Origin of the sequence: Actinoplanes campanulatus, from assembly GCF_014647795.1 — a bacterium.
Taxonomy (GTDB): Bacteria; Actinomycetota; Actinomycetes; order Mycobacteriales; family Micromonosporaceae; genus Actinoplanes; species Actinoplanes campanulatus.
Map to the genome: position 1 here is coordinate 132,392 of NZ_BMPW01000002.1, position 20,701 is coordinate 153,092.

The window sequence follows — 20,701 nt, forward strand, 5'->3', positions numbered from 1 at the left end:
GGCTATGACGACGTCGGTACGTGGAGACCAATTGGCCCGCCTGCTCGGCCGGTGGCACGCACTGCCGGGCCGCCGCCGCAGCCCCGACTACGCCGCCCTGGCCGCCGCCGTCCGCGGGCTGCTGTCCGACGGGCGGCTCGCGCTGGGTGTCCGGCTGCCGGCCGAACGGGAGCTGGCCGAGGCGCTCGCGGTCAGCCGGACCACGGTGTCCGCGGCGTACCGGAACCTCCGCGAGACCGGCCACCTCACCAGCCGGCGCGGCGCCGGAAGCTGGACCACCCTGCCGCACGGGCACCGGGTGGCCACCTCCGGCCTGTGGACGCCCGACGACGACCTCGACATGATCGACCTCGGGGTGGCGGCCTCCGCGGCGCCGGTCGAGCTGGTGCCGGCCGCCCGCGCCGCCGCCGACGACCTGCCCCGCTACCTGGGCAGCGCCGGCTACCACCCGACCGGGCTGCCCGAGCTGCGGGCCGCCGTCGCCGAGGCCTACTCGGTCCGCGGCGTGCCCACCTCGGCCGAGCAGATCCTCATCACCAGCGGCACCCAGCAGGCCCTCGATCTGGTGCTGCGTTTGTCCGTGCCGGTCGGGGCGCCGGTCCTCGTGGAGACGCCCACCTACCCGAACGCGCTGGCCGCCCTCGCCGCCCGCCGCGCCCGGATCAGCACCCACGGCCTCGACATCGAGGCCGGGTGGGACGGCGAGATGCTGCTCGGCGCGCTGCGCCAGACCCGGCCGCGGATGACCTACGTGATCCCCGAGTTCCACAACCCCACCGGCCACCTGATGCCGGCCTCGCTGCGCGAACGCCTCGTCGCCACGGCACACGCGACCGGCACCGAACTGATCGTCGACGAGTCGTTCGTGGACCTTCCACTCGACGGGGCGCAGATGCCGCCGCCGGTCGCCGTCTTCGACCGGCACTCCCGGGTCACCTCGATCGGCGGCATGAGCAAGGCGTACTGGGGTGGCCTGCGGATCGGCTGGGTGCGCGCGTCCGCGCCGGTCGTGCAGCGGCTGGCCGCCATCCGGGTCGGCGTCGACATGGCCAGTCCCGTTCTCGAACAGCTCGTCGCGGTCCACCTGCTCCGCAACTCCGCGGAGATCGTCGCGGCACGCCGGGCCCAGCTGCGGTTCCGCCGCGACGCCCTGGTCGCCGAACTCCGCGACCGCCTCCCCGAATGGCGTTTCATCACCCCGGCCGGCGGCGTCACCCTCTGGGCCGAACTCGACGGCCCCATCTCCAGCGCCCTCTCCCGCGCCGCCGAGGACGTCGGCGTCCGCCTGGCGCCCGGCCCCCGCTTCGGCCTCGACGGCACCCTCGAACGCTTCCTGCGCCTACCCTTCACCCTCCCGGCCGACGACCTGGTCGAGGCCGTCCGCCGCATCGCCTCGGTCCGCCACGACCTCGACCACGCCCCCGGCCCGTCCTGGCGCACCCCGGCCGTCATCGCCTGACCTCCTCGCCCGCTCTCCGGCAGCCGTCACGGCCGTGCGGGCCGCTCGCTCTCCGCCGGTTCCTCGCGCTTGGCCGGGTCGCTCGCTCTCCGCGGCCTCCTCGCGCTTCCTCACACCCATTTCCGGTACGGCTACGCCGTCCCCGCCGAATCGTGGCCGTCCCGTCGGCGCCGCGCGAGCATCTGCCGTGCCCCGGCCTGTGCCGCGCCCGCCGGGCTCAGATCGGTGGTCCCGCTTCCCGCGATCACCTGCCGCCTCAAGGCCGCAGCGCGCCCGCCGGCCAGTCAGTGGTCCAGCCGGCTCCCAGAGCTGTCTGTCTCACGCCCTTCGAAACAGCCCTGGGAGCCAGCCGGTGTCCGGCTGTGCTGGTCCCCGGCTGGTTGTGAGGGTTGTTTCAACGGGGCCTGAGACAGCTCTGGGAGCCAGCCGGTCAGATCAGCCAGGCGCCGTCGCGCATCAGGGTGCGGCCGCGGATCTCGTCGACCTCGCGCCAGGCCTGGACGCGGTCCGGGCGCAGGATCAGGAAGATGTACGACGGGCCGGCCGTGCGCGGATCCCAGTCGTTCTGGCCGGCGTAGGCCTCGCCGATCCCGGGCGCCTCGGAGACCGGGAGCCAGCGGTCCAGAACGGTGTCGATCATGATGACGTCGCGGGTGGGGCCGAGCCCGACGCGCGCCCTGCCGGTGGCGATCAGGCTGCGGGCGGTCGGCGACTCCCGGTCGGTGGCCAGGACGATCCGGTCCTCGTGCCAGGCGACGGTGAGCGGCACCAGGTACGGCCCGTCGGTCGCCACCCAGGCATCGACCACCGGGGCGGCGAGACGGGCGAGGGTGTCGGCCTTGCGCTGGGCTCGTGTTCTCACGACATCGCTCATGGCCACCAGCCTAGACACGCGTCGATCTTGCCCCGCCGGCTCGCAGCGCTGTTTCGGCGTAGGCGCACAAGATCGGTCGTGACGGTGGATGGGCGCACACGGTCCGGCTGTCGAATACGGGGTGGGCGCACACGGGAGATGTCGTGTGTGCGGTCATCGAGGTCATAGGGCATGTGGGCGACCACGGCAGGGCGACTGTGTGCGCTCGTCCGCCCCGTCCGGCCGCGGTCAGTGGCCGGCGGGGTGGGGAGGGCCGGCGAAGAAGAGCCCGGCCACCGATCTACGCCCGGCGGGCGCGGCACGGGCTGGGGACGGCAGATGCTCGCGTGGCGCCGGCGGGGCGGACGGGATTCGGCGGGGGCGGCGTAGCCGTACGAGAAAAGGGGTTGGAAACGAACGACGGCCGGCAGTCCCTGATGGACCGCCGACCGTCGCGAAGATCGGGTCAGATCTGGGCGAGGCTGCCCTCGTACATCTTGTCGATCTCGTCGGAGAAGTTGGCCTCGACGCTGCGGCGCTTGATCTTCATGGACGGGGTGACCTCGCCCGCCTCGATGCTCAGGTCGCGCGGCAGGAGGGTGAACTTCTTGATCGTCTCCCAGCGGTTCAGCTTGCCGTTGAGCTCCTGGATGTAGCCCTCGACCAGGGCGATCGTCTCCGGCGCGGCGACGATCTCGGCGTAGGACTTGCCGGCCAGCGGGCCGGACGCCGCCCACGTGACGATGGCTTCCTCGTCGAGCGCGATCAGCATGGTGACGAAGTTGCGGTTCTGGCCGATGACGACCGCCTGCGAGGTGTACGGGCAGACCGCCTTGAACGAGCCCTCGATCGCGGACGGGGCGATGAACTTGCCGCCCGACGTCTTGACCAGGTCCTTCTTCCGGTCAGTGATCTTGAGGTAGCCGTCGGCGTCGATCTCGCCGATGTCGCCGGTGCGCAGGAAGCCGTCCTCGGTGAACGCCTCGGCGGTGGCCTCCGGCAGGTTGTGGTAGCCGCGCATCACCGGGGCGCCGCGCATCAGCACCTCGCCGTCGGTGTCGATGCGGACCTCGAGGTCGCCGAGCGGCTGGCCGACCGAGCCGATCTTCAGCTTGCCGCGGCGGTTCACGAAGTTGGCGGCGCAGGCCTCGGTCATGCCGTAGCCCTCGAGGATCTGGAGGTTGGCCGCCGCGAAGAACTCGGAGATGTCGCGGCTGAGCGCGGCCGAACCGCTGACCAGGACCTTGATGTTGCCGCCGAGCTTGGCCTGGAGCTTGGAGAAGACCAGCTTCTCGGCGATCGAGTACTGGAACGCCAGGCTCGCCGGGACCGGCTTGCCGGCCTGCTGGAGGGCCACCCGCTTCTTGCCGGTGGCGACCGCCCAGCTGAAGATCTTCGGCTTCAGGCCGGTGCCGGAGAGGCCGCTCGTGACGGTCTTGTTGTAGACCTTCTCGTAGATGCGCGGCGGGGCGCACATCAGGGTCGGCTTGATCACCGCGAGCAGGTCGATCAGCCGGTCCACGCGGCCGTCGACGTAGGTCGGGACGCCGACGTGCAGGATGCCGCAGAGCAGCGTCTTGCCGAACGCGTGCGACATCGGCAGCCACAGGTAGTGCAGGTCGGTCGGGGCGAACAGGCCGAGGCTCTCCTGCGCGACGCCCTCCCACGTCCAGCCGCGGTGCAGCAGCTCGACGCCCTTGGGACGGCCGGTGGTGCCGGAGGTGTAGATCAGGGTGGCCAGGGTGTCCGGGCCGAGCTGGGCGACCACGTCGTCGATGAGGCTGGGCTCGCGGGTCAGCGCCTCGGCGCCGAGCTGCTCCAGGTCGGCGAGGGTGATCTGCGGCGGGGTGGCGCCGGCGTCGGCCGGGCCGTCGATCAGCACCACCTTGGTGATGGCGGTCTCCGCGCCGGAGATCTTCAGGGCCTGCTTCGCGTTCTCCGCGATCAGGATCTTCGACCCGGAGTCGGAGACGATGAACGCGGTGTCCTCCGGCTCGGTGGTCGGGTAGACCGTGGTGGCGGCCGCGCCGGCCACGTTGATGCCGAGGTCGGCGAGGATCCACTCGAGCCGGGTGTTGGACAGGATCGCGACCCGGTCCTCCAGGCCGACGCCGAGCTCACGCAGGCCGGCGCCGATCGCCTTGACCCGCTCGCCCACCTGCCGCCAGGTCAGCCAGTCGGCGCCGGTGTCCGTCGCGTTCGGCCCGGCCAGGGCCTGAGCGTCGGGGGTCTTGGCCACGCGCTGGAAGAGCATGTCCGGGATCGACCGGTAGGGAACCTCGAGTGCCATCGGGCGACCACCTTCAACCTGAACGGGGGGTAGGTAACGTGAGTGTTACCGCACAGTAATGGGCGCGCGGCATCACGGGAAGAGTCTGGTTCAATCGCCCCCATCCTAGTCAGCCGACGGGCCGGGTCCAGAGCACCGCACATCTCCCATTAGGTTTGCCGCCATGACATTCCTGGTGATCGGCGGCACCGGCATCGACACCGTGGTGCCCGTGGCGGACCTGCCGGTGCTCGGCGCGGACTCGGCCCGGCCGCAGGGACCCATCCTCGATCACGTCTCACACACCGGCACATGTGTGGCGCTCGCGCTGCGTGCGCTCGGCGAACGGGTCTCGGTGATCGACACGGTCGGTGACGACGAGCCGGGCGGCCGGGTCCGGGCGGCGTTCGCGGAATGGGGCATCGGTCTGCGTGCCGCGCCCGCCCCGACCGGCACCCGCCGGGCGGTGAACCTGATGAGCCCGGACGGCCGGCGGCTGTCGCTGTACGACGGGCGCGACGTCCCCGGATACCGGCTGCCGGTGGAGTACTACCGGCCGCTGCCGGCGGACGTCCGGCACGTCCACGTGACGATCATGGACTACGCCCGGCACCTGCTGCCCGACCTGCGTGCGGCCGGTGTGTCGATCTCCACCGACCTGCACGACTGGGACGGCGAGAACCCGCACCACCTGGACTTCGCGCTCGGCGCCGACCTCGTCTTCGTGAGCGGTGTGCAGCTCGCCGACGGCGCCGCCGAGCGGATCCTGGCCGAGGGCGTGGCCACCCGGGTCGTGGTGACCAACGGCGGCAAGGGCGCCGACCTGTACACGGCCGGCGGCCTGACCCACCGGGACGCGGCCGACCCGGGCGCGCCGATCGTGGACACCAACGGCGCCGGTGACGCGTTCGCGGCGGCGTTCCTCTCCGCCTGGCTGTCCGGCGCCGGCGACGACGCCTGCATGGACCGGGCGGTCATCGCCGGGGCGTACGCGTGCACCGCCCCGGTCGGCGCCGGCTCGTTCATCGACCGGGACACCCTGACCGCCCGTTGGACCTGATCACGGCCCGGAGGCGCCGGCCGTCTCCGGGTCGGCCGCCGGCTCCGGGGTGGCCCGGGGCGCGCTGACCGCCTGATAGAGCACCGCGCCGCCGGCGATCACCAGGCTGAGCAGTGCCGGCCACCCGTTGAGCCAGAGCAGGCACACCACCGCCACGAACGCGATCCCCGCCACCACCCGGGAGCCGCCGGCCGGCAGCAGACGCAGCGCGGCCGCCGTGCCGATCACGTAGACCAGCGTGAAGCAGCCGGTCACCAGCAGGGCGGCGGTGTGCAGCTCGAGCGGCAGCAGGACGGCCACGATGCTACCCAGCAGGATGAAGGTCAGCGACCGGCGCTGGCTGCCGAACACCCGGGCCGGCAGGGCGCCCTCGGCCGCCAGCGCCGCGCCGAGACGGCTCGCCCCGGCGAAGTACGCGTTCACCGCCCCGAGGGTGAGCACCACCGCCACGATCGCGGTGACGATCCGGACCGGGCCACCCAGGCCGATCGCGAGCAGATCGGCCAGCGGCGCCCGGCTGCCGGCCAGCGCCGGGCCCAGGGCCAGCACACTGACCGTGGCGACGGCCAGGTAGAGGACACCGACCACGACGACCGCGATCAGGGTGGCGCGGGGGACGTCACGGCGCGGGTCGCGGTACTCCCCGGACAGCGAGGACAGCGCCTCCCAGCCGGCGAAACCCCAGACCAGCAGGGCCGCGGCGGCGCCGATGCCGGTCCAGCCGTGCGGATTGAACGGGGCGAGGTTGTCGAGGTCGGCATGCGGCAGGGCGGCCACCACGGTGACCACCAGCAGGGTGGCAAGGGAGATCGACAGGGCCAGCTGGACCCCGCCGGAGACGCGCAGACCGAACCAGTTCATCGCGTACGCCGTGCCGACGATCGCCAGGAAGGCGGCCAGTTCGGTGAGCCGCCCGCCGCCCAGGATGTCGGAGACGTACCCGCCGGTGAAGCCGACCGCGACCGGCGCGCCGAGCGGGACCGCGAAGTAGAAGCACCAGCCGACCGCGGCCGCGACCCGCGGGCCGAACGCCATCTGCGCGTAGGTGGACACCCCGCCGCCGTCCGGATAGCGGGCGCCGAGCGCCGCGAAGGTCCAGGCCAGCGGGGCGGACAGGACGATCAGGGTGAGCCAGGCGACGAGGGAGGCCGGGCCGGCGGCCTCGGCGGCGAGGGCGGGCAGCGAGATGAGCCCGGTGCCCAGCACGGCGCCGACGGACAGCGCGGCGCCCTGGGCGACCGACAGGTTGGTGCGTTCCGACATGGGTTCGAATCTAGGGCCGGCCCGGCCTGTCGATCGAGCCAATTCCCGGCACTTGCGATGGGCCGCTCAGATCCCCAGGCGGGCCGTCCGGAGCCGTTCCACCACCTCGGGTGAGCCGTCGACGGCGACCCGGGCGGCGCGCTGCCGCCCGAAGAAGAACACCGCCAGCTCGCCCACGTCACCGGTGACCCGGACCTGGGGCTCGGCGCTGTCGCGGACCGCCGGGAACCCGGCCGGCTCGATCGCGGCGGTGACACCCAGGCGGCGCAGCCCGGCCCTGGCGATCAGCCGGACGTTGCGCCAGAGGGCGGCCTCCAGCTCCCGGTCCAGGGCGCGGGGCGCCCAGGCGCCGCCGCCGCGCCGGACGTCCTCGTGATGGATGAACATCTCCATGGTGTTCGCCAGCGGATCGACGAGCGGGTTGCTCACCGGGCTCCACACCGGCGGGGTGCGCAGTTGCGCGATCAGATCCGGGTACGGCAGGGCGGCGCGGGCCAGGCGCACCCTCTCCCCGTACCCGGCCAGCGGGCGGATCAGCAGCCCGACCGCGGAATCCGGCCGCCGCTCCCGGACCACGATGTGCGCGGCCAGGTCCCGGGTGGTCCAGCCGGTGCAGAGCGTCGGCGCGTCCGGTCCCTCGCTCAGCAGCAGGTCGGCCAGCGCCGCCCGCTCGGCCCGGGCGTAGTTGGTCATGGGTCGATGGTAGGCCTCGATGTAATTGTGGCCACACCGTAAACAACCTGTATGGGCGGCAGGATGGACGGGTAAGGCCGGTCCTCCCGGCGAACACTTACCAGTCAGGTAGGACATTGAGCAGCGGTACCGGCAACGACGTGCTGGGACGGGGACTGCGGGTGCTCGGGAAAGCGATCCGGGCGGAGCCACGGCTCTTCATCGTCAGCTCGCTCGGCAGCAGCCTCTTCGGACTTCTCATCGTCGCGAACTCGTACGTCGTCGGGTTTCTGATCGGCCATGTCGTGGCGCCCGCCTTCGCGACACACCGGGTGAGCGCCGCGGGCCTCGCGTTGGCCGTCGCGGCCCTGCTGGGGATCAGCGCGCTGCGGGTGGCGAGCATCTTCGCCCGCCGGCTCGGGGCCGGGTTCATGCAGTTCCGGCTCCAGGCGCGGTACCGGCGAGCGGTGACCCGCCGCTATCTGTCGCTGCCGCCGGAGTGGCATCAGCGGCACGCCACCGGCTCGCTGCTGTCCAACGCCAGCTCCGACGTCGAGGCGGCGTTCGCGCCGATCGCGCCGCTGCCGTTCGCGGTCGGCACGATCGTGATGCTCGCCGGCGCGATGATCGCGCTGTTCGTCACCGACTGGGTGCTGGCCATGGTCGGTGTCGCGCTGTTCCCGGCGCTGTTCGCGCTGAACTTCTTCTACTCGCGGCGGATGTCGCCGCGGCAGATCCACGCCCAGCGGATGCGGGCCAAGGTCGCCACCGTGGCGCACGAGAGCTTCGACGGCGCGCTGGTGGTCAAGACGATGGGCCGGGAGGCCGACGAGTCGCGCCGGTTCGCCGTCTTCGTCACCGAGCTGCGCGACGGCCTGGTCGCGGTCGGCCGGCTGCGCGGCGTCTTCGACCCGCTGATGGAGAGCCTGCCCAGCGTCGGCACCCTGGCCGTGCTGGTGCTGGGCACCTGGCGGTTGCAGAACGGCGCGGTCACCGTGTCCGAGGTGATCAGCGTGGCCTTCCTGTTCACGGTGCTGGCGTTCCCGGTGCGCGCGATCGGGTGGGTGATCGGCGAGCTGCCGCGCAGCGTGGCCGGATGGGACCGGGTCCAGGCGGTGCTGTCGGCGGAGGGCGATCTTCGGTACGGCGAGGGCGAGCTGCCCGGTGACGGACCGGCCGAGCTGCGGTTCGACCGGGTCGGCTACCGGTACGCCGACGGGCCGCCGGTGCTGTCCGAGGTGAGCTTCGCCGTACCGGCGGGCCGCACGGTGGCCCTGGTCGGCGCGACCGGTTCCGGTAAGTCGACGATCGCCGCGCTGGCGCTGCGCCTGGTCGACCCGGACTCCGGCAGCGTGTCCCTCGACCGGGTGAAACTGCCCGATCTGTCGGCGGCCGCGCTGGCCGGGGCGGGCGCGCTGGTGCCGCAGATCCCGTTCGTGTTCGACGACACGGTCCGCGGCAACGTGTCCCTGGACCGGCCCGGCGTCGGCGACGACGAGGTGTGGGCGGCGCTGCGGCTGGCCCAGGCGGAGCGGTTCACCGGCGGGCTGCCGGAGCGGCTGGACACCGCGGTCGGCGAGCGCGGCACCTCGCTGTCCGGTGGGCAGCGGCAGCGGCTCACCCTGGCCCGGGCGCTGGCCGGCCGGCCCCGGCTGCTGGTGCTCGACGACGCCACCAGCGCGGTCGACCCGCGGGTGGAGGCGGCCATCCTCGGCGCGCTCCGGGCGGCGGGGACGTCGCTGCTGGTGGTGGCGTACCGGCGGGCCAGCATCGCGCTCGCCGACGAGGTGGTCTACCTGCATCAGGGCCGGGTCGTGGCGACCGGCACGCACCAGGAGCTGATGGCCACCCAGGAGGGGTACCGGGAACTGGTCACGGCGTACGAGAAGGCGGACATGTGAGCGAGCTTGCGAGCGAACCATCGGGCTCAGTCTTGAACTCATGGCGGCGCCGGAGCGCAGCGGAGGTGACGGCATGAGCGACGTCGGCACTCTTTCCACCCTGCGGCGGGGGCTGGCGCTGTCGCCGGAGCTGCGGACCGGGCTGGCCGGCACGATCGCGCTGGCGGTGCTCCAGATGGCCGGCCGGGTGTCGGTGCCGGTCGCCGTGCAGCAGTGCATCGACCACGGCATCAACGGCCCGTCCGGCCCGGACACCCGGCTGGTGCTGGGCTACGTGACGATCACCCTGATGGTGCTGGCCGTGTCGACGTTCTGCGGCTTCCTGATGACCCGGCGGCTGTTCACGGTCAGCGAGACGGCGCTGGGCGGGCTGCGGTCGCGGACCTTCCGGCACATCCACGACCTGTCGATGTTGCACCAGCAGTCCGAGCGGCGCGGTTCGATGGTCTCCCGCGTCACCGGCGACGTGGACCAGATCTCGGTGTTCCTCCAGACCGGCGGCGTGCAGCTGATGCTCGCCAGCGGTCAGCTGATCGTCTCCTCGGTGGTGATGTTCGCGTACTCGTGGCAGCTCACCCTCGTGGTGCTGCTCGCCTTCGGCCCGGCCGTCGCGGTGATCCGGCTGTTCCAGAAGCGGCTGGCGTCGGTCTACCGGACGGTCCGCGAGCGCAGCGGCGTGCTGCTCGGCACCGTCGCGGAGAGCGTGGTGGGCGCCACGGTGATCCGCTCGTTCGGGGTGGCCGGGCGGACCGAGAAGCGCATCGACACCGCCGTGGACGATCTGCGGACCGCCCAGCAGCGGGCCATGCGCACCAGCGTCACCAGCTTCTCCAGCGGAGAGATCGGCGCCGGCCTGGCCCTGTCCGGGGTGGTCGTCGTCGGCACCCTGCTCGGGGTGGACGGTGACATGACGGTGGGCCGGCTCACTGCGTTCCTGTTCCTGGTGACGCTCTTCATCCAGCCCGTACAGATCGCCACCGAGCAGCTCAACGAGGCGCAGAACGCGGTGGCCGGCTGGCGGCGCATCCTGGACGTGCTGGACGTCGACCCGGACGTGGCCGACCCCGACGACGAGGGTGTGGAACTGCCCGCCGGCCCGCTGTCGGTGCGCTTCCAGGACGTGTCGTTCCGCTATCCGGGCGGCCCGATCGTGCTCTCCGGCGTGGACCTGGAACTCGGGGCGCGCCGCAAGTACGCGGTGGTCGGCGAGACCGGCAGCGGCAAGACCACCTTCGCCAAGCTGCTCACCCGGCTGATGGACCCGGCCGAGGGCACGGTCCTGCTCGCCGGGGTGCCGCTGACCGCGGTGCGGTTCTCGTCACTGCGGTCGCGGGTGGTGATGGTGCCCCAGGACGGATTCCTGTTCGACGCGACGATCGCCGAGAACATCCGGTTCGCCGAGCCCGCGCTCACCGACGGCGAACTGCGGGAGGCCTTCACGGAACTGGGGCTGGGGGACTGGCTCGCCGGCCTGCCGGCCGGGCTCGACACCCCGGTGGGGGAGCGCGGGGAGGCGCTCAGCGTCGGGGAGCGCCAGCTCGTCGCGCTGGTCCGGGCGTACGTCGCGGACCCCGACCTACTGGTGCTGGACGAGGCGACGAGCGCCGTCGACCCGGCCACCGAGGTCCGTCTCCAGCATGCGCTCGACCTGGTGACCCGGGGCCGGACCACGGTCGCCATCGCGCATCGCCTGTCGACGGCCCAGGCCGCCGACGAGGTCATCGTGGTGGATGCGGGCCGCGTCGTACAACGCGGCCCGCACTCCGTCCTCCTCACCGAGGAGGATTCGATCTACGCCAAGCTCTACGCCAGCTGGTTGGAACAAACACGCTGACCGGCTTTCGTGGAGCGCCGGTGAGATGAGCACGTCGCCCGCCGCGGCTGCACGGTCTGCGCAGCCGCGGCGAGAGGCCCGCCATTTCAGCGATTCAAGAGCCTGTTACTTATCGGGCGTAGTACTCGACGACCAGCTGCTCGTCGCAGAGCACCGGGACCTCGGAGCGCTGCGGGGCACGGATCACCGTGGTGCGCAGCTCCTCGAGAACGGTCGACAGGTACGGCGCGGTCGGGCCGTCGATGTGCGTGCCGGTCGCGGCGATCTGGAACGGCGGCTTCGAGCGGGAGGTCTCCTTGACCTCGATGACCTGACCCGGCTTGAGCTTGTAGCCGGGGCGGTCCACCTTCTTGCCGTCCACGGTGAAGTGACCGTGCACGACGAGCTGGCGGGCCTGGTAGATGGTCCGGGTGAAACCGGCGCGGAACACCGTGGCGTCCAGCCGGCGCTCGAGCAGCGTGACCATCGTCTCGCCGGTCTTGCCCTCGGCCTTGTGGGCGGCGTCGTACGCGGCCCGCATCTGGACCTCGCTGATGTTGTACTGGTGGCGCAGGCGCTGCTTCTCGAGCAGCCGGACCTGGTAGTCCGAGCTCTTACGCCGGCCACGGCCGTGCACGCCCGGCGGGAACGGGCGCCGCTCGAAGTACTTGACGCACTTACGCGTCAGAGGGATGCCGAGAGCTCGGGAGAGCTTGGCTTTGGGTCGAGAGTTGTTCAACTGCGATCTCCTGTTACGGTAAGCCTTGCCTAACTTAGGTAAGCCTAACCGGTGCCCGGAGGTGCTCGTCATGCAACCCAGTCCCGCCGAGATCGCGCGCACGCTCGCCGCCGGTCACCTGCCCGCCGTCGCCCATATCGCCTGCCGTCCCGGCCCGACTCCGGTCCGGCACGTCACCGATGCACAGGGACGCGTGCTTCTGCTAGTGCCTAGCGAGGGTACCCTCGCCGGCGCTCTGCGCCCACAGGAGGGCAACGACGACACCGCCCTGGTACTGGACATCCGGGACGTCCCGCCGATGGCGTCCTCGCCCTCGCTGGGCCGGATCTGGGTCTCCGGCTGGGCCGCCAAACTGTCCGGTGACGACGCCCGTGTCGCCGCCCTGGACTACGCCGACACCGACGCCTGCGGCGACCTGCTGGACATCGGCGACGGTCAGAGCCTCTACCGGATGGAGGTCGCCGAGGTCCGTCACGAGCGCAACGACAAGCTCGTCGAGATCGACCCGGACGACTACGCCGAGGCCACCCCGGACCCGCTGCGGACCGTCGAGTTCGACCTGATCGCCGATCTGGCCGATCACCACATGGCCGAGATGAGCGACTACGTACGCCGTCAGCTGGGCAAGGCCGCCCGCCCGGGCGACGAGCCCAAGGTCGTACGGATGGACCGTTACGGCTTCCTGGTCCGGATGGGCGGCCGCAGCGCCCGCCTCGCCTTCCCCCGCCCGGTCACCGACCGGCACGACCTGGCACACCTGCTGCACCCGGTCCTCTGCCGCCGCTGCTGCGACAGCGCGGCCTGAGGACCCCCTGATCGAGGCGGGCTCCCGCGGCCCAACCTTCTGCCGCCGTCAGGCCGCGGGAGCCCGGCCTCTGCCCTGCCACCCGGTGCCGCGGGTGGCAGGGCCCTTACTCTTCCGCGATTCCCGTCACAGGGACAGGATCCGGTCCAGGAATTCCCGGTAGCCGCGCATCGCCATCCGCATGCTCTCGGTGTCCGGCGTGCCGGTGCCGCGCAGCGGGTCGAGCTCGTCGCGCTCGGCGAGCAGCACCTCGGTCAGTTCGTTGACCGCGTCGGTGAGCAGGTCGTGCGCCCGGGTCAAAGCCCGCTCCGGGTCGTCGACGAACTCGGCCTTCACCTCGTGCCACGCCGCCCGGAAGTGCCGGGCCGCGTCCTCGTCCCAGACGGTCCGGCCGATCACCGGCCGTGACTCCTCGGCGGCCGGTTCCGCGGCCGGCTCCTCCTCTTCCTCACGGGCCCGGCGGCCGGCGCGGCGCACCGGCTCGATGTCCTCCAGGCTGGCCGAGCGGCGCGCCGACGGGATCTGCTCCTCGACGACCGTCTCCTCCCGGGCGCGCAGGCCCGGGATGCTCACCGTGAGGCCGCCCAGGGCGTCACCGAAGGCGTTCGACGGGAACTCCGGCGGGGCGGGCGCGGCCGGGGTGACCGAGGCCACGCCGTACGCCTCCGGCGGCCGGCCCAGGCTGTAGCCGGACGAGGCGAAGCCGAAGCCGCCGTCGGTGGCCGGCGGCAGGTCCGGGTAGCCGGAGGTGTCCTCCGCCGGCGGCCGGGTGGCCGGGATCTGCACCTGTGCCGGCGACACCGGGGCGGGCACCGCCGGGTCGGCGGGCTCGGCGCTCTGGCCCTCCGGGCCGCCCGGCTGTCCGGAGACCGGATGCAGGGTGCCGGCCGGGTGGTCCGGGGTGAAGTCGGCGACCGTGTACGGGTTCGGCGCGTAGGCCGGCGACACCGGGGCGCCGGAGACCGGCCCGCCCGAGATCGGCGTGGCCGGCTGCGCGGTGCCGGGAACACTGGCCCAGCCGGCGGCGGGCCGCTGCGGCTCCGCCGGGACCTGGCCCGGCGTCTCCTCGGCCGTCCCGTCCGCGACCGCGTCGGCGGCCTGCGCGTAGCCGGGCGCCCCTGCCCGTCCGTTCATGTCCTCACGTCCGTTCTCGTCGCTGGGTTCCGCCACCTCGGCGGCGTCCTGATCGGCGTCGGCGTCCGCCGTCGCCTCGCCGGCCGGCTCCTGGCCGTCCGGGGAGGCCTCGGGCTCCTCGTCGCCGTCCTCCGCCACCGTCGCGGGATCGTCGCCGTCCCGGCCGCCGAAGAGGAGTCTCCCGGCACGCCCGCCGAGGCCGAAGCCCCCGACGCCCTCGGGCTCGGAGGACTCTACGTCCTGCGGCGGCTCCGGCTCGTCGTCCGGAGGCACTGAGTGATCAGGATCGCCGTGCCTTTCCCGGGCCGGTGGAGCGGGCGCCGGACGGCCGCCGGTGGACCCGCTCCGGGCGGCCGCACGGTTCAGCCCGAACGGGTCGGCCGGGCCGCCCGCCGAGGCGATCGGCGCCAGTGGCGGGATGGGACGGCTGCGGAACGTGCCCAGCTTCGACCCGGTGAGCAGATCGGCCGGCGTCTCCAGAGGCTCGGGCGCGAGGGGCGGCTCCGGGGCCACCGGATCGTCCGTATCCGGTCGAACCTGCCAGAACCGTGCGAGGCCGGGCGAGGGCCGCGTGTTGTCTTGGCTGGACGTCGGCTCCATGGGGTTCACCACTCCCGTCGCGAGGCGGCGCCCGCCGGGATTGCCGTATGCCGCTGTGGTGGAGCAGGGCGGGCGCTCCCGGCGACGGTACCGCCCCGGATCGTCCCGCACATCCCCGGTTACCGGATCGTGGGCCCTGGAGCGGGTCGTTACAGGTTGCGAAGACGATGGGGGAGAATCCAGTCCGTGCCCGAAGCTGAGACCATCCTCGACCCGGCGATCGCCGCCCGCCTCAAGCGCACCCCCGACGGTCTCGTCGCGGCGATCGTGCAGGAGCACGGCACCGGCGACGTGCTCATGCTCGCCTGGATGGACGACGAGGCGCTGCGCCGCACGCTGACCACCGGCCGCGCCACCTACTGGTCGCGCAGCCGTGGGGAGTACTGGGTGAAGGGCGCCACCTCCGGCCACCACCAGCACGTCAAGGGCGTCTCGCTGGACTGCGACGGCGACGCGCTGCTGGTCACCGTGGTGCAGACCGGCGCCGCCTGCCACACCGGCACCCACACCTGCTTCACCGACGACCTGTTGGAGGCACAGTGACCAGCGGAGTGACCGTCCCCGACGAGGCGACTTTCGTCGGCACGAGGCGCCGGGTCGTCCCGGTCACCCGCAAGCTGCTGGCCGACGGCGAGACCCCGGTGGGCGTCTACCGCAAGCTGGCCGGCGGCCCGGGCACCTTCCTGCTCGAGTCGGCGGAGCAGGGCCTGGCCTGGTCCCGGTACTCGTTCGTCGGAGTGCGCAGCGCGGCCACCCTGGTCGAGCGGTACGGCCAGGCGGAGTGGCTCGGCACTCCTCCGGACGGCGTACCCCTGGGGGGTGATCCGGTCGTGGCCCTGCGGGAGACGGTGGCCGCGCTGACCGGTGGCCCGGCCGCCGACGAGGCCCTGCCGCCGCTGACGGGGGGAATGGTCGGCTACCTCGGCTACGACCTGGTCCGCCGGTTCGAGCGGCTGCCGTCCACCGCGGCCGACGACCTGCGGCTGCCCGAACTCGGCATGATGCTGGCCACCGACCTGGTGGTGCTGGACCATCACGAGGGCTCGGCGCTGCTGGTGGCCAACGCGGTGCTGCCGGAGGACGCCGACGACGCGGCCCGGCGGGCGGCCTACCACCAGGCGGTCGGCCGGCTGGACGCGATGACCACCGCGCTGTCGCGGCCCACGCCGCCGATGGTGTCCACGGTCGAGCGCCGCCCGGCCGGGGAGCCGGTCAGCCGTACCCTTCCGGGGGAGTACCAGAAGGCGGTCGAGGAGGCCAAGGAGGCGATCCGGGCCGGCGAGTGCTTCCAGATCGTGGTGGCGCAGCGGTTCGAGCGGCCCACCGACGCCGACCCGCTGGACGTCTACCGGGTGTTGCGGGCCACCAACCCGAGTCCGTACATGTACCTGCTGCGCTTCGACGACTTCGACATCGTCGGCTCGTCGCCGGAGGCGCATCTCAAGGTCAGCGCCAACCGGACGGCGTTGCTGCACCCGATCGCCGGCACCCGCTGGCGCGGCGCCACCCCGGAACAGGACGCGGCGCTCGCCGCCGAGCTGCTGGCCGACCCGAAGGAGCGGTCCGAGCACGTGATGCTGGTCGACCTGGGCCGCAACGACCTGGGCCGGGTGTGCGAGCCGGGCAGCGTCGAGGTGCCGGAGTTCGCCCGGATCGAGCGGTACAGCCACGTCATGCACATCGTGTCGACCGTGGTCGGGCGGCTGCGCGAGGACCGGTCGGCGTTCGACGCGCTGGCCGCCACGTTCCCGGCCGGCACCCTGTCCGGGGCTCCGAAGGTCCGGGCCATGGAGATCATCGAGAGCCTGGAGCCGACCCGGCGTGGTCTCTACGGGGGGACGGTCGGCTACTTCGGCTTCGCCGGGGACATGGACATGGCCATCGCCATCCGGACCGCGCTGATCAAGGACGGGGTGGCGTACGTGGGTGCCGGCGCCGGCATCGTGGCCGACTCCGACCCGGCCGCCGAGGAGCAGGAGACCCGCAACAAGGCCGCCGCCGTGCTGGCCGCCATAGCCTCGGCCGAAACCCTGCGCGCCGCCCGATGAGCCGTAAGGGTCCGTTCGCTGCGGTCGTGTCCTGCCTGGCCGGGGCCGGTCTCGCGCTCTACGCGGCCACCCGGGTGTGGGCGGTCCAGGTGGAGCGGCGGCCGGGGCTGTCCGATCTGCGGACCGAGCAGACCGGCGCCGACGTGGAGCCCTGGCTGATCGGCCTGGCCGTGGTGGCGCTCGCCGGGACGGGCGCGCTGCTGGCCACCCGCGGTGTGGCCCGGCGGCTGCTCGGTGTGCTGCTGATCGGGGCGGCGGCGGGGATCGTGGCGGGCGCCGTGCTGGCCCGGGTCACCCTCGATCCCGGCGCGGCCGGGACGGCCGGCTCGATCTGGCCGGTGCTGTGCGTGCTGGGCGGCGCGGCCGTCGGGGTGGGCGGCCTGCTGGCGGCGCGTCACGGCCATCTCTGGCCGGCCATGTCCGCCCGGTACGAGCGCACCGCGCCCACCGCCGCGGAACCGGTGGACGGAACCCGGGAACTGTGGGATGCCCTCGATCGGGGGGATGATCCGACCGCGCGCGGCCCGGATCACCCGTAAGAGTCAGGTCAGACGGCCAGCGAGCGGGCCCGGCGGGGCCGGGACGCCGGACGGGTGGCGATCATGGCGGCGACCGCGCGGGCGGTCTCCGCGCGGGCCGCGGCCCGGGCCCGGTCGGCCTGGATGGCGTCCCACGCGTTGTCGCGTGCGGTCCGCACGTTGTCCGATCCGACGACGGCGCGCTGCACCCCGGTGGCGACCTCGGCCGCGACGGACACCAGGACCCGTGAGACGGCGGCGAAATTCATCGGCTGGTTCAGCATGTCGGTGGCCATGGGTCGACTCCGCATCAATCGTCCGGCTGGCTGACGGCGTCGGTGACGGCGCCGGGACAAGTCTGCCCGAGTCACACGATGGCCGAGTCCTATTTCCGCACGGTGACACCCGTGTCAACGTGGAGTGGCATCGGCCGAATGGCGGAGGTGCCCCAGTACAGCGGGGCGCGAGCGGCGTCACCATGTGAGGGATGAGACATCGGTGCGGGGCAGCCTGGCATTATGCCGGAGTCCATTCCGTGAGGCGCGCCATACCCCCAGGAGGCCGTCACCCCCTGTCACCTCCTAGCATCAGGCCGAAGACACCCGGAGAGGGGAGTCATTAGGTGACATCCGATCAGGCGGAAGCGGGCAGTGGCGGACCCGCGCGCGGAGCGGCTTCGCAGAACGTGCTCGAGGAGATCCTCGCCGGCGTCCGTGAAGACGTAGCGGCGCGGCAGGCGGCGATGCCCCTGGAGAAGGTGCGTGAGCTCGCGGCGGCGGCGCCGCCCGCGATCGACGCGTACGCGGCGTTGCGCAAGCCCGGGGTGGCGGTGATCGCCGAGGTGAAGCGGGCGTCGCCGTCGAAGGGCGCGCTCGCCGACATTCCCGACCCGGCCGAGCTGGCCGGGGAGTACGCGGCCGGCGGTGCCCGCTGCATCAGCGTCCTCACCGAGGGCCGCTGGTTCGGCGGCTCGCTCGACGACCTCGCCGCGGTCCGTGCCGCGGTGCGGATCCCGGTCCTGCGCAAGGACTTCGTGGTCTCCAGCTACCAGGTGCACGAGGCCCGCGCGCACGGCGCCGACCTGGTCCTGCTGATCGTCGCCGCACTGGAGCAGAACGTTCTGGTCGGCCTCCTCGAGCGCATCGAGTCGCTGGGCATGACGGCCCTCGTCGAGGTGCACAACGAGGAGGAGGCGGATCGGGCTCTGGAGGCGAACGCGAAGGTCATCGGCGTCAACGCCCGGGACCTGCGCACCCTTCAGGTGGACCGGTCGGTGTTCGAGCGCATCGCGCCCGGCCTGCCGCAGAACGTCGTGAAGATCGCCGAGTCCGGTGTGCGAGGCCCGCACGACCTGATCCGGTACGCGTCGGCCGGCGCCGACGCGGTGCTGGTCGGTGAGGGCCTGGTGACCCAGAAGTCGCCGCGTGACGCGGTGGCCGAGCTGGTCAACGCCGGCAACCACCCGGCCACGCCGAGGCCGGTCCGGTGAGCGCGGAGACGTTGCCGGACCTCGCCGGGCACTTCGGCAGGTTCGGCGGACGGTTCGTGCCCGAGGCGCTGATCAAGGCGCTGGACGAGCTGGAGGCGGCGTACCGGTCGGCGAAGCGGGACCCGGAGTTCCAGGCCCGCTTCCAGGATCTGCTGCTCAACTACGCGGCCGTCCCGTCGCTGCTGTACCGGGCGACCCGGCTGTCCGAGGCGCTGGGCGCGGAGATCCTGCTGAAGCGGGAGGACCTGAACCACACCGGCGCCCACAAGGTGCGCAACGTGCTGGGCCAGGCGCTGCTCGCCAAGCGGATGGGCAAGCCCCGGGTGATCGCCGAGACCGGCGCCGGCCAGCACGGCGTGGCCAGCGCGACCGCGGCCGCCCTGCTGGACCTGGAGTGCGTCGTCTACATGGGCGAGACCGACACCCAGCGGCAGGCGCTGAACGTGGCCCGGATGCGGATGCTAGGCGCCACCGTGATCCCGGTGACCAACGGCTCGCGCACCCTGAAGGACGCGCTCAACGAGGCGCTGCGCGACTGGGTCTCCACCGTCGATACCACCCACTACCTGCTCGGGACGGCGGCCGGGCCGCACCCGTTCCCGGAGCTGGTGCGTGACTTCGTGGGCGGCATCGGCGTCGAGGCCCGGGCCCAGTGCCTGGAGCAGCTCGGCCGGCTGCCGGACGCGGTGGCCGCGTGCGTGGGCGGCGGGTCGAACGCGATCGGCATCTTCCACGCCTTCGTGCCCGACGAGAGCGTCCGGCTGTACGGCTTCGAGGCCGGCGGCGACGGGATGGAGACCGGCCGGCACGCGGCGTCGATCACCGGTGGGTCGGTCGGCGTGCTGCACGGCAACCGCACTTACCTGCTCCAGGACGACGACGGCCAGACCATCGAGTCGCACTCGATCTCGGCGGGCCTGGACTACCCGGGTGTCGGCCCGGAGCACGCCTGGCTGCACGACACCGGCCGGGCGGTCTACGAGCCGGTCACCGACGCCGAGGCGATGGCCGCGTTCCAGCTGCTCTGCCGTACCGAGGGGATCATCCCGGCGATCGAGAGTTCGCACGCCCTGGCCGGCGCCGCGAAGATCGCCCCGCGGCTGCGCGAGGAACTCGGCCGGACCCCGACGATCGTGGTGAACCTGTCCGGTCGCGGCGACAAGGACGTGCACACCGCCGGCGCCTACTTCGGCCTGCTGGACCAGGTGGAGACGGTCGTACCGGGGGAGAACACGTGAGTATCGCGCAGACGTTCGCGAAGGCCAAGGCGGAGAACCGGTCGGTGCTGGTCGGCTGTATGCCGGCCGGGTTCCCGACGGTCGAGCACAGCATCGAGCAGATGATCGCGATGCACGAGGCCGGCTGCGACGTGATCGAGGTCGAGCTGCCGTACTCGGACCCGGTGATGGACGGCCCGGTCATCCAGAAGGCCAGCGACATCGCGCTCGCCAACGGCGTCCGCACCCGGGACACCCTGAAGATCATCGAGGCGGTGGCGTCCGCGGGCGCCACGGTCGTGCTGATGACCTACTGGAACCCCGTCGAGAAGTACGGTGTCGACGCGTTCGCCCGGGACCTGGCCGCGGCCGGGGCCACCGGGATGATCACGCCGGACCTGATCCCGGACGAGGCGGCCGAGTGGATCGCCGCGTCCGACGCCCACCGGATCGACCGGACGTTCCTGGTGGCGCCGTCGTCGACCGACGAGCGGATCGCGATGACCCTGGAGAACTGCCGGGGTTTCGTCTACGCCACCGCGCTGATGGGCGTCACCGGCGCCCGTAAGGCGGTGTCGTCGCAGGCGCCCGAACTGGTCGCCCGGATCCGGTCGATCGACCCGGAGATGCCGGTCGGTGTCGGCCTGGGCGTCGGCAACGGCAGGCAGGCCGCCGAGGTGGCCGCCTTCTCCGACGGCGTGATCGTGGGCAGCGCCCTGATCCGGTCCGTGCTGGAGGCGCCCGACCGGGCCACCGGTCTGCGCGATCTGCGTGCCCTGAGCGCCGAACTGGCCGAAGGCGTCCGGGACCGCTGAGCGAGAGGGGCACCGGCGAGAAATAGCCGGTGCCCTGGGCATCACA

At 72.6% G+C, this 20,701-nt stretch carries 18 protein-coding genes; 11 read left to right on the forward strand and 7 right to left on the reverse strand.

The window, feature by feature from the left end; translation table 11 throughout:
• Positions 1–4 precede the first annotated feature (4 nt).
• On the forward strand, positions 5–1,459 hold the full coding sequence (yczR, locus tag IEZ13_RS05475) for a MocR-like transcription factor YczR (RefSeq protein ID WP_183217463.1): 1,455 nt from the start codon (positions 5–7) through the stop codon (positions 1,457–1,459).
• A gap of 430 nt (positions 1,460–1,889) precedes the next feature.
• Here yczR and IEZ13_RS05480 read toward each other — a convergent pair whose 3' ends face one another.
• Both IEZ13_RS05480 and IEZ13_RS05485 read right to left on the reverse strand, forming a co-directional pair.
• Complete coding sequence (locus tag IEZ13_RS05480) at positions 1,890–2,333, reverse strand: pyridoxamine 5'-phosphate oxidase family protein (protein WP_183217465.1); 444 nt, start codon at positions 2,331–2,333, stop codon at positions 1,890–1,892.
• 445 nt (positions 2,334–2,778) lie between these two features.
• A complete protein-coding gene (locus IEZ13_RS05485; RefSeq protein ID WP_183217466.1) occupies positions 2,779–4,602 on the reverse strand; it encodes an AMP-dependent synthetase/ligase in 1,824 nt (607 codons plus the stop codon).
• Positions 4,603–4,765: 163 nt separating this feature from the next.
• On the opposite strand from IEZ13_RS05485, the gene IEZ13_RS05490 reads away from it, so the two are divergent.
• On the forward strand, positions 4,766–5,641 hold the full coding sequence (locus tag IEZ13_RS05490) for a carbohydrate kinase family protein (protein ID WP_183217468.1): 876 nt from the start codon (positions 4,766–4,768) through the stop codon (positions 5,639–5,641).
• Here the strand turns inward: IEZ13_RS05490 and IEZ13_RS05495 are convergent, their stop codons facing one another.
• Complete coding sequence (locus IEZ13_RS05495; protein ID WP_183217470.1) at positions 5,642–6,904, reverse strand: APC family permease; 1,263 nt, start codon at positions 6,902–6,904, stop codon at positions 5,642–5,644. It abuts the gene before it with no gap.
• A gap of 66 nt (positions 6,905–6,970) precedes the next feature.
• Positions 6,971–7,597: a TIGR03085 family metal-binding protein gene (locus IEZ13_RS05500; protein WP_183217472.1), complete on the reverse strand. Its 627-nt coding sequence runs from the start codon at positions 7,595–7,597 to the stop codon at positions 6,971–6,973.
• 116 nt (positions 7,598–7,713) lie between these two features.
• Between IEZ13_RS05500 and IEZ13_RS05505 the strand changes: the two genes are divergently transcribed.
• A complete protein-coding gene (locus IEZ13_RS05505) occupies positions 7,714–9,477 on the forward strand; it encodes an ABC transporter ATP-binding protein (RefSeq protein ID WP_183217474.1) in 1,764 nt (587 codons plus the stop codon).
• Between the two features lie 73 nt (positions 9,478–9,550).
• On the forward strand, positions 9,551–11,311 hold the full coding sequence (locus tag IEZ13_RS05510; protein ID WP_183217476.1) for an ABC transporter ATP-binding protein: 1,761 nt from the start codon (positions 9,551–9,553) through the stop codon (positions 11,309–11,311).
• Between the two features lie 109 nt (positions 11,312–11,420).
• Here IEZ13_RS05510 and rpsD read toward each other — a convergent pair whose 3' ends face one another.
• Positions 11,421–12,029 (reverse strand): 30S ribosomal protein S4, encoded by a 609-nt coding sequence (gene rpsD / locus IEZ13_RS05515; protein ID WP_183217478.1) that lies wholly within the window; start codon positions 12,027–12,029, stop codon positions 11,421–11,423.
• 70 nt (positions 12,030–12,099) lie between these two features.
• Between rpsD and IEZ13_RS05520 the strand changes: the two genes are divergently transcribed.
• Positions 12,100–12,834, forward strand: a complete 735-nt coding sequence (locus tag IEZ13_RS05520; protein WP_183217480.1) for a DUF2470 domain-containing protein — start codon at positions 12,100–12,102, stop codon at positions 12,832–12,834.
• A gap of 126 nt (positions 12,835–12,960) precedes the next feature.
• Here the strand turns inward: IEZ13_RS05520 and IEZ13_RS05525 are convergent, their stop codons facing one another.
• Positions 12,961–14,481: a hypothetical protein gene (locus IEZ13_RS05525; RefSeq protein WP_183217482.1), complete on the reverse strand. Its 1,521-nt coding sequence runs from the start codon at positions 14,479–14,481 to the stop codon at positions 12,961–12,963.
• 273 nt (positions 14,482–14,754) lie between these two features.
• Between IEZ13_RS05525 and hisI the strand changes: the two genes are divergently transcribed.
• Genes hisI through IEZ13_RS05540 form a run of 3 tightly spaced genes read left to right on the forward strand, consistent with a single transcriptional unit; the run spans position 14,755 to position 17,155 of the window.
• Entirely contained in the window at positions 14,755–15,111 is a 357-nt protein-coding gene (hisI, locus tag IEZ13_RS05530) for a phosphoribosyl-AMP cyclohydrolase (RefSeq protein ID WP_183217484.1), read from the forward strand.
• A complete protein-coding gene (locus IEZ13_RS05535) occupies positions 15,108–16,616 on the forward strand; it encodes an anthranilate synthase component I (RefSeq protein ID WP_183217485.1) in 1,509 nt (502 codons plus the stop codon). The genes hisI and IEZ13_RS05535 overlap by 4 nt, the downstream gene beginning before the upstream one ends.
• The gene (locus IEZ13_RS05540; RefSeq protein WP_183217487.1) at positions 16,613–17,155 is read left to right on the forward strand and encodes a Trp biosynthesis-associated membrane protein; all 543 of its coding nucleotides are present in this window, start codon (positions 16,613–16,615) and stop codon (positions 17,153–17,155) included. Before IEZ13_RS05535 ends, IEZ13_RS05540 begins: the two co-directional genes overlap by 4 nt.
• Positions 17,156–17,163: 8 nt before the next feature.
• Here IEZ13_RS05540 and IEZ13_RS05545 read toward each other — a convergent pair whose 3' ends face one another.
• Positions 17,164–17,430 (reverse strand): hypothetical protein, encoded by a 267-nt coding sequence (locus tag IEZ13_RS05545; RefSeq protein WP_183217489.1) that lies wholly within the window; start codon positions 17,428–17,430, stop codon positions 17,164–17,166.
• A gap of 389 nt (positions 17,431–17,819) precedes the next feature.
• On the opposite strand from IEZ13_RS05545, the gene trpC reads away from it, so the two are divergent.
• From trpC to trpA, 3 genes are read left to right on the forward strand one after another with little or no spacing between them, the layout of a single operon-like run.
• Complete coding sequence (gene trpC, locus IEZ13_RS05550; protein WP_183218337.1) at positions 17,820–18,623, forward strand: indole-3-glycerol phosphate synthase TrpC; 804 nt, start codon at positions 17,820–17,822, stop codon at positions 18,621–18,623.
• The gene (gene trpB, locus IEZ13_RS05555) at positions 18,620–19,861 is read left to right on the forward strand and encodes a tryptophan synthase subunit beta (RefSeq protein WP_183217491.1); all 1,242 of its coding nucleotides are present in this window, start codon (positions 18,620–18,622) and stop codon (positions 19,859–19,861) included. The genes trpC and trpB overlap by 4 nt, the downstream gene beginning before the upstream one ends.
• Entirely contained in the window at positions 19,858–20,655 is a 798-nt protein-coding gene (gene trpA, locus IEZ13_RS05560; RefSeq protein ID WP_183217493.1) for a tryptophan synthase subunit alpha, read from the forward strand. Before trpB ends, trpA begins: the two co-directional genes overlap by 4 nt.
• Positions 20,656–20,701 lie beyond the last annotated feature (46 nt).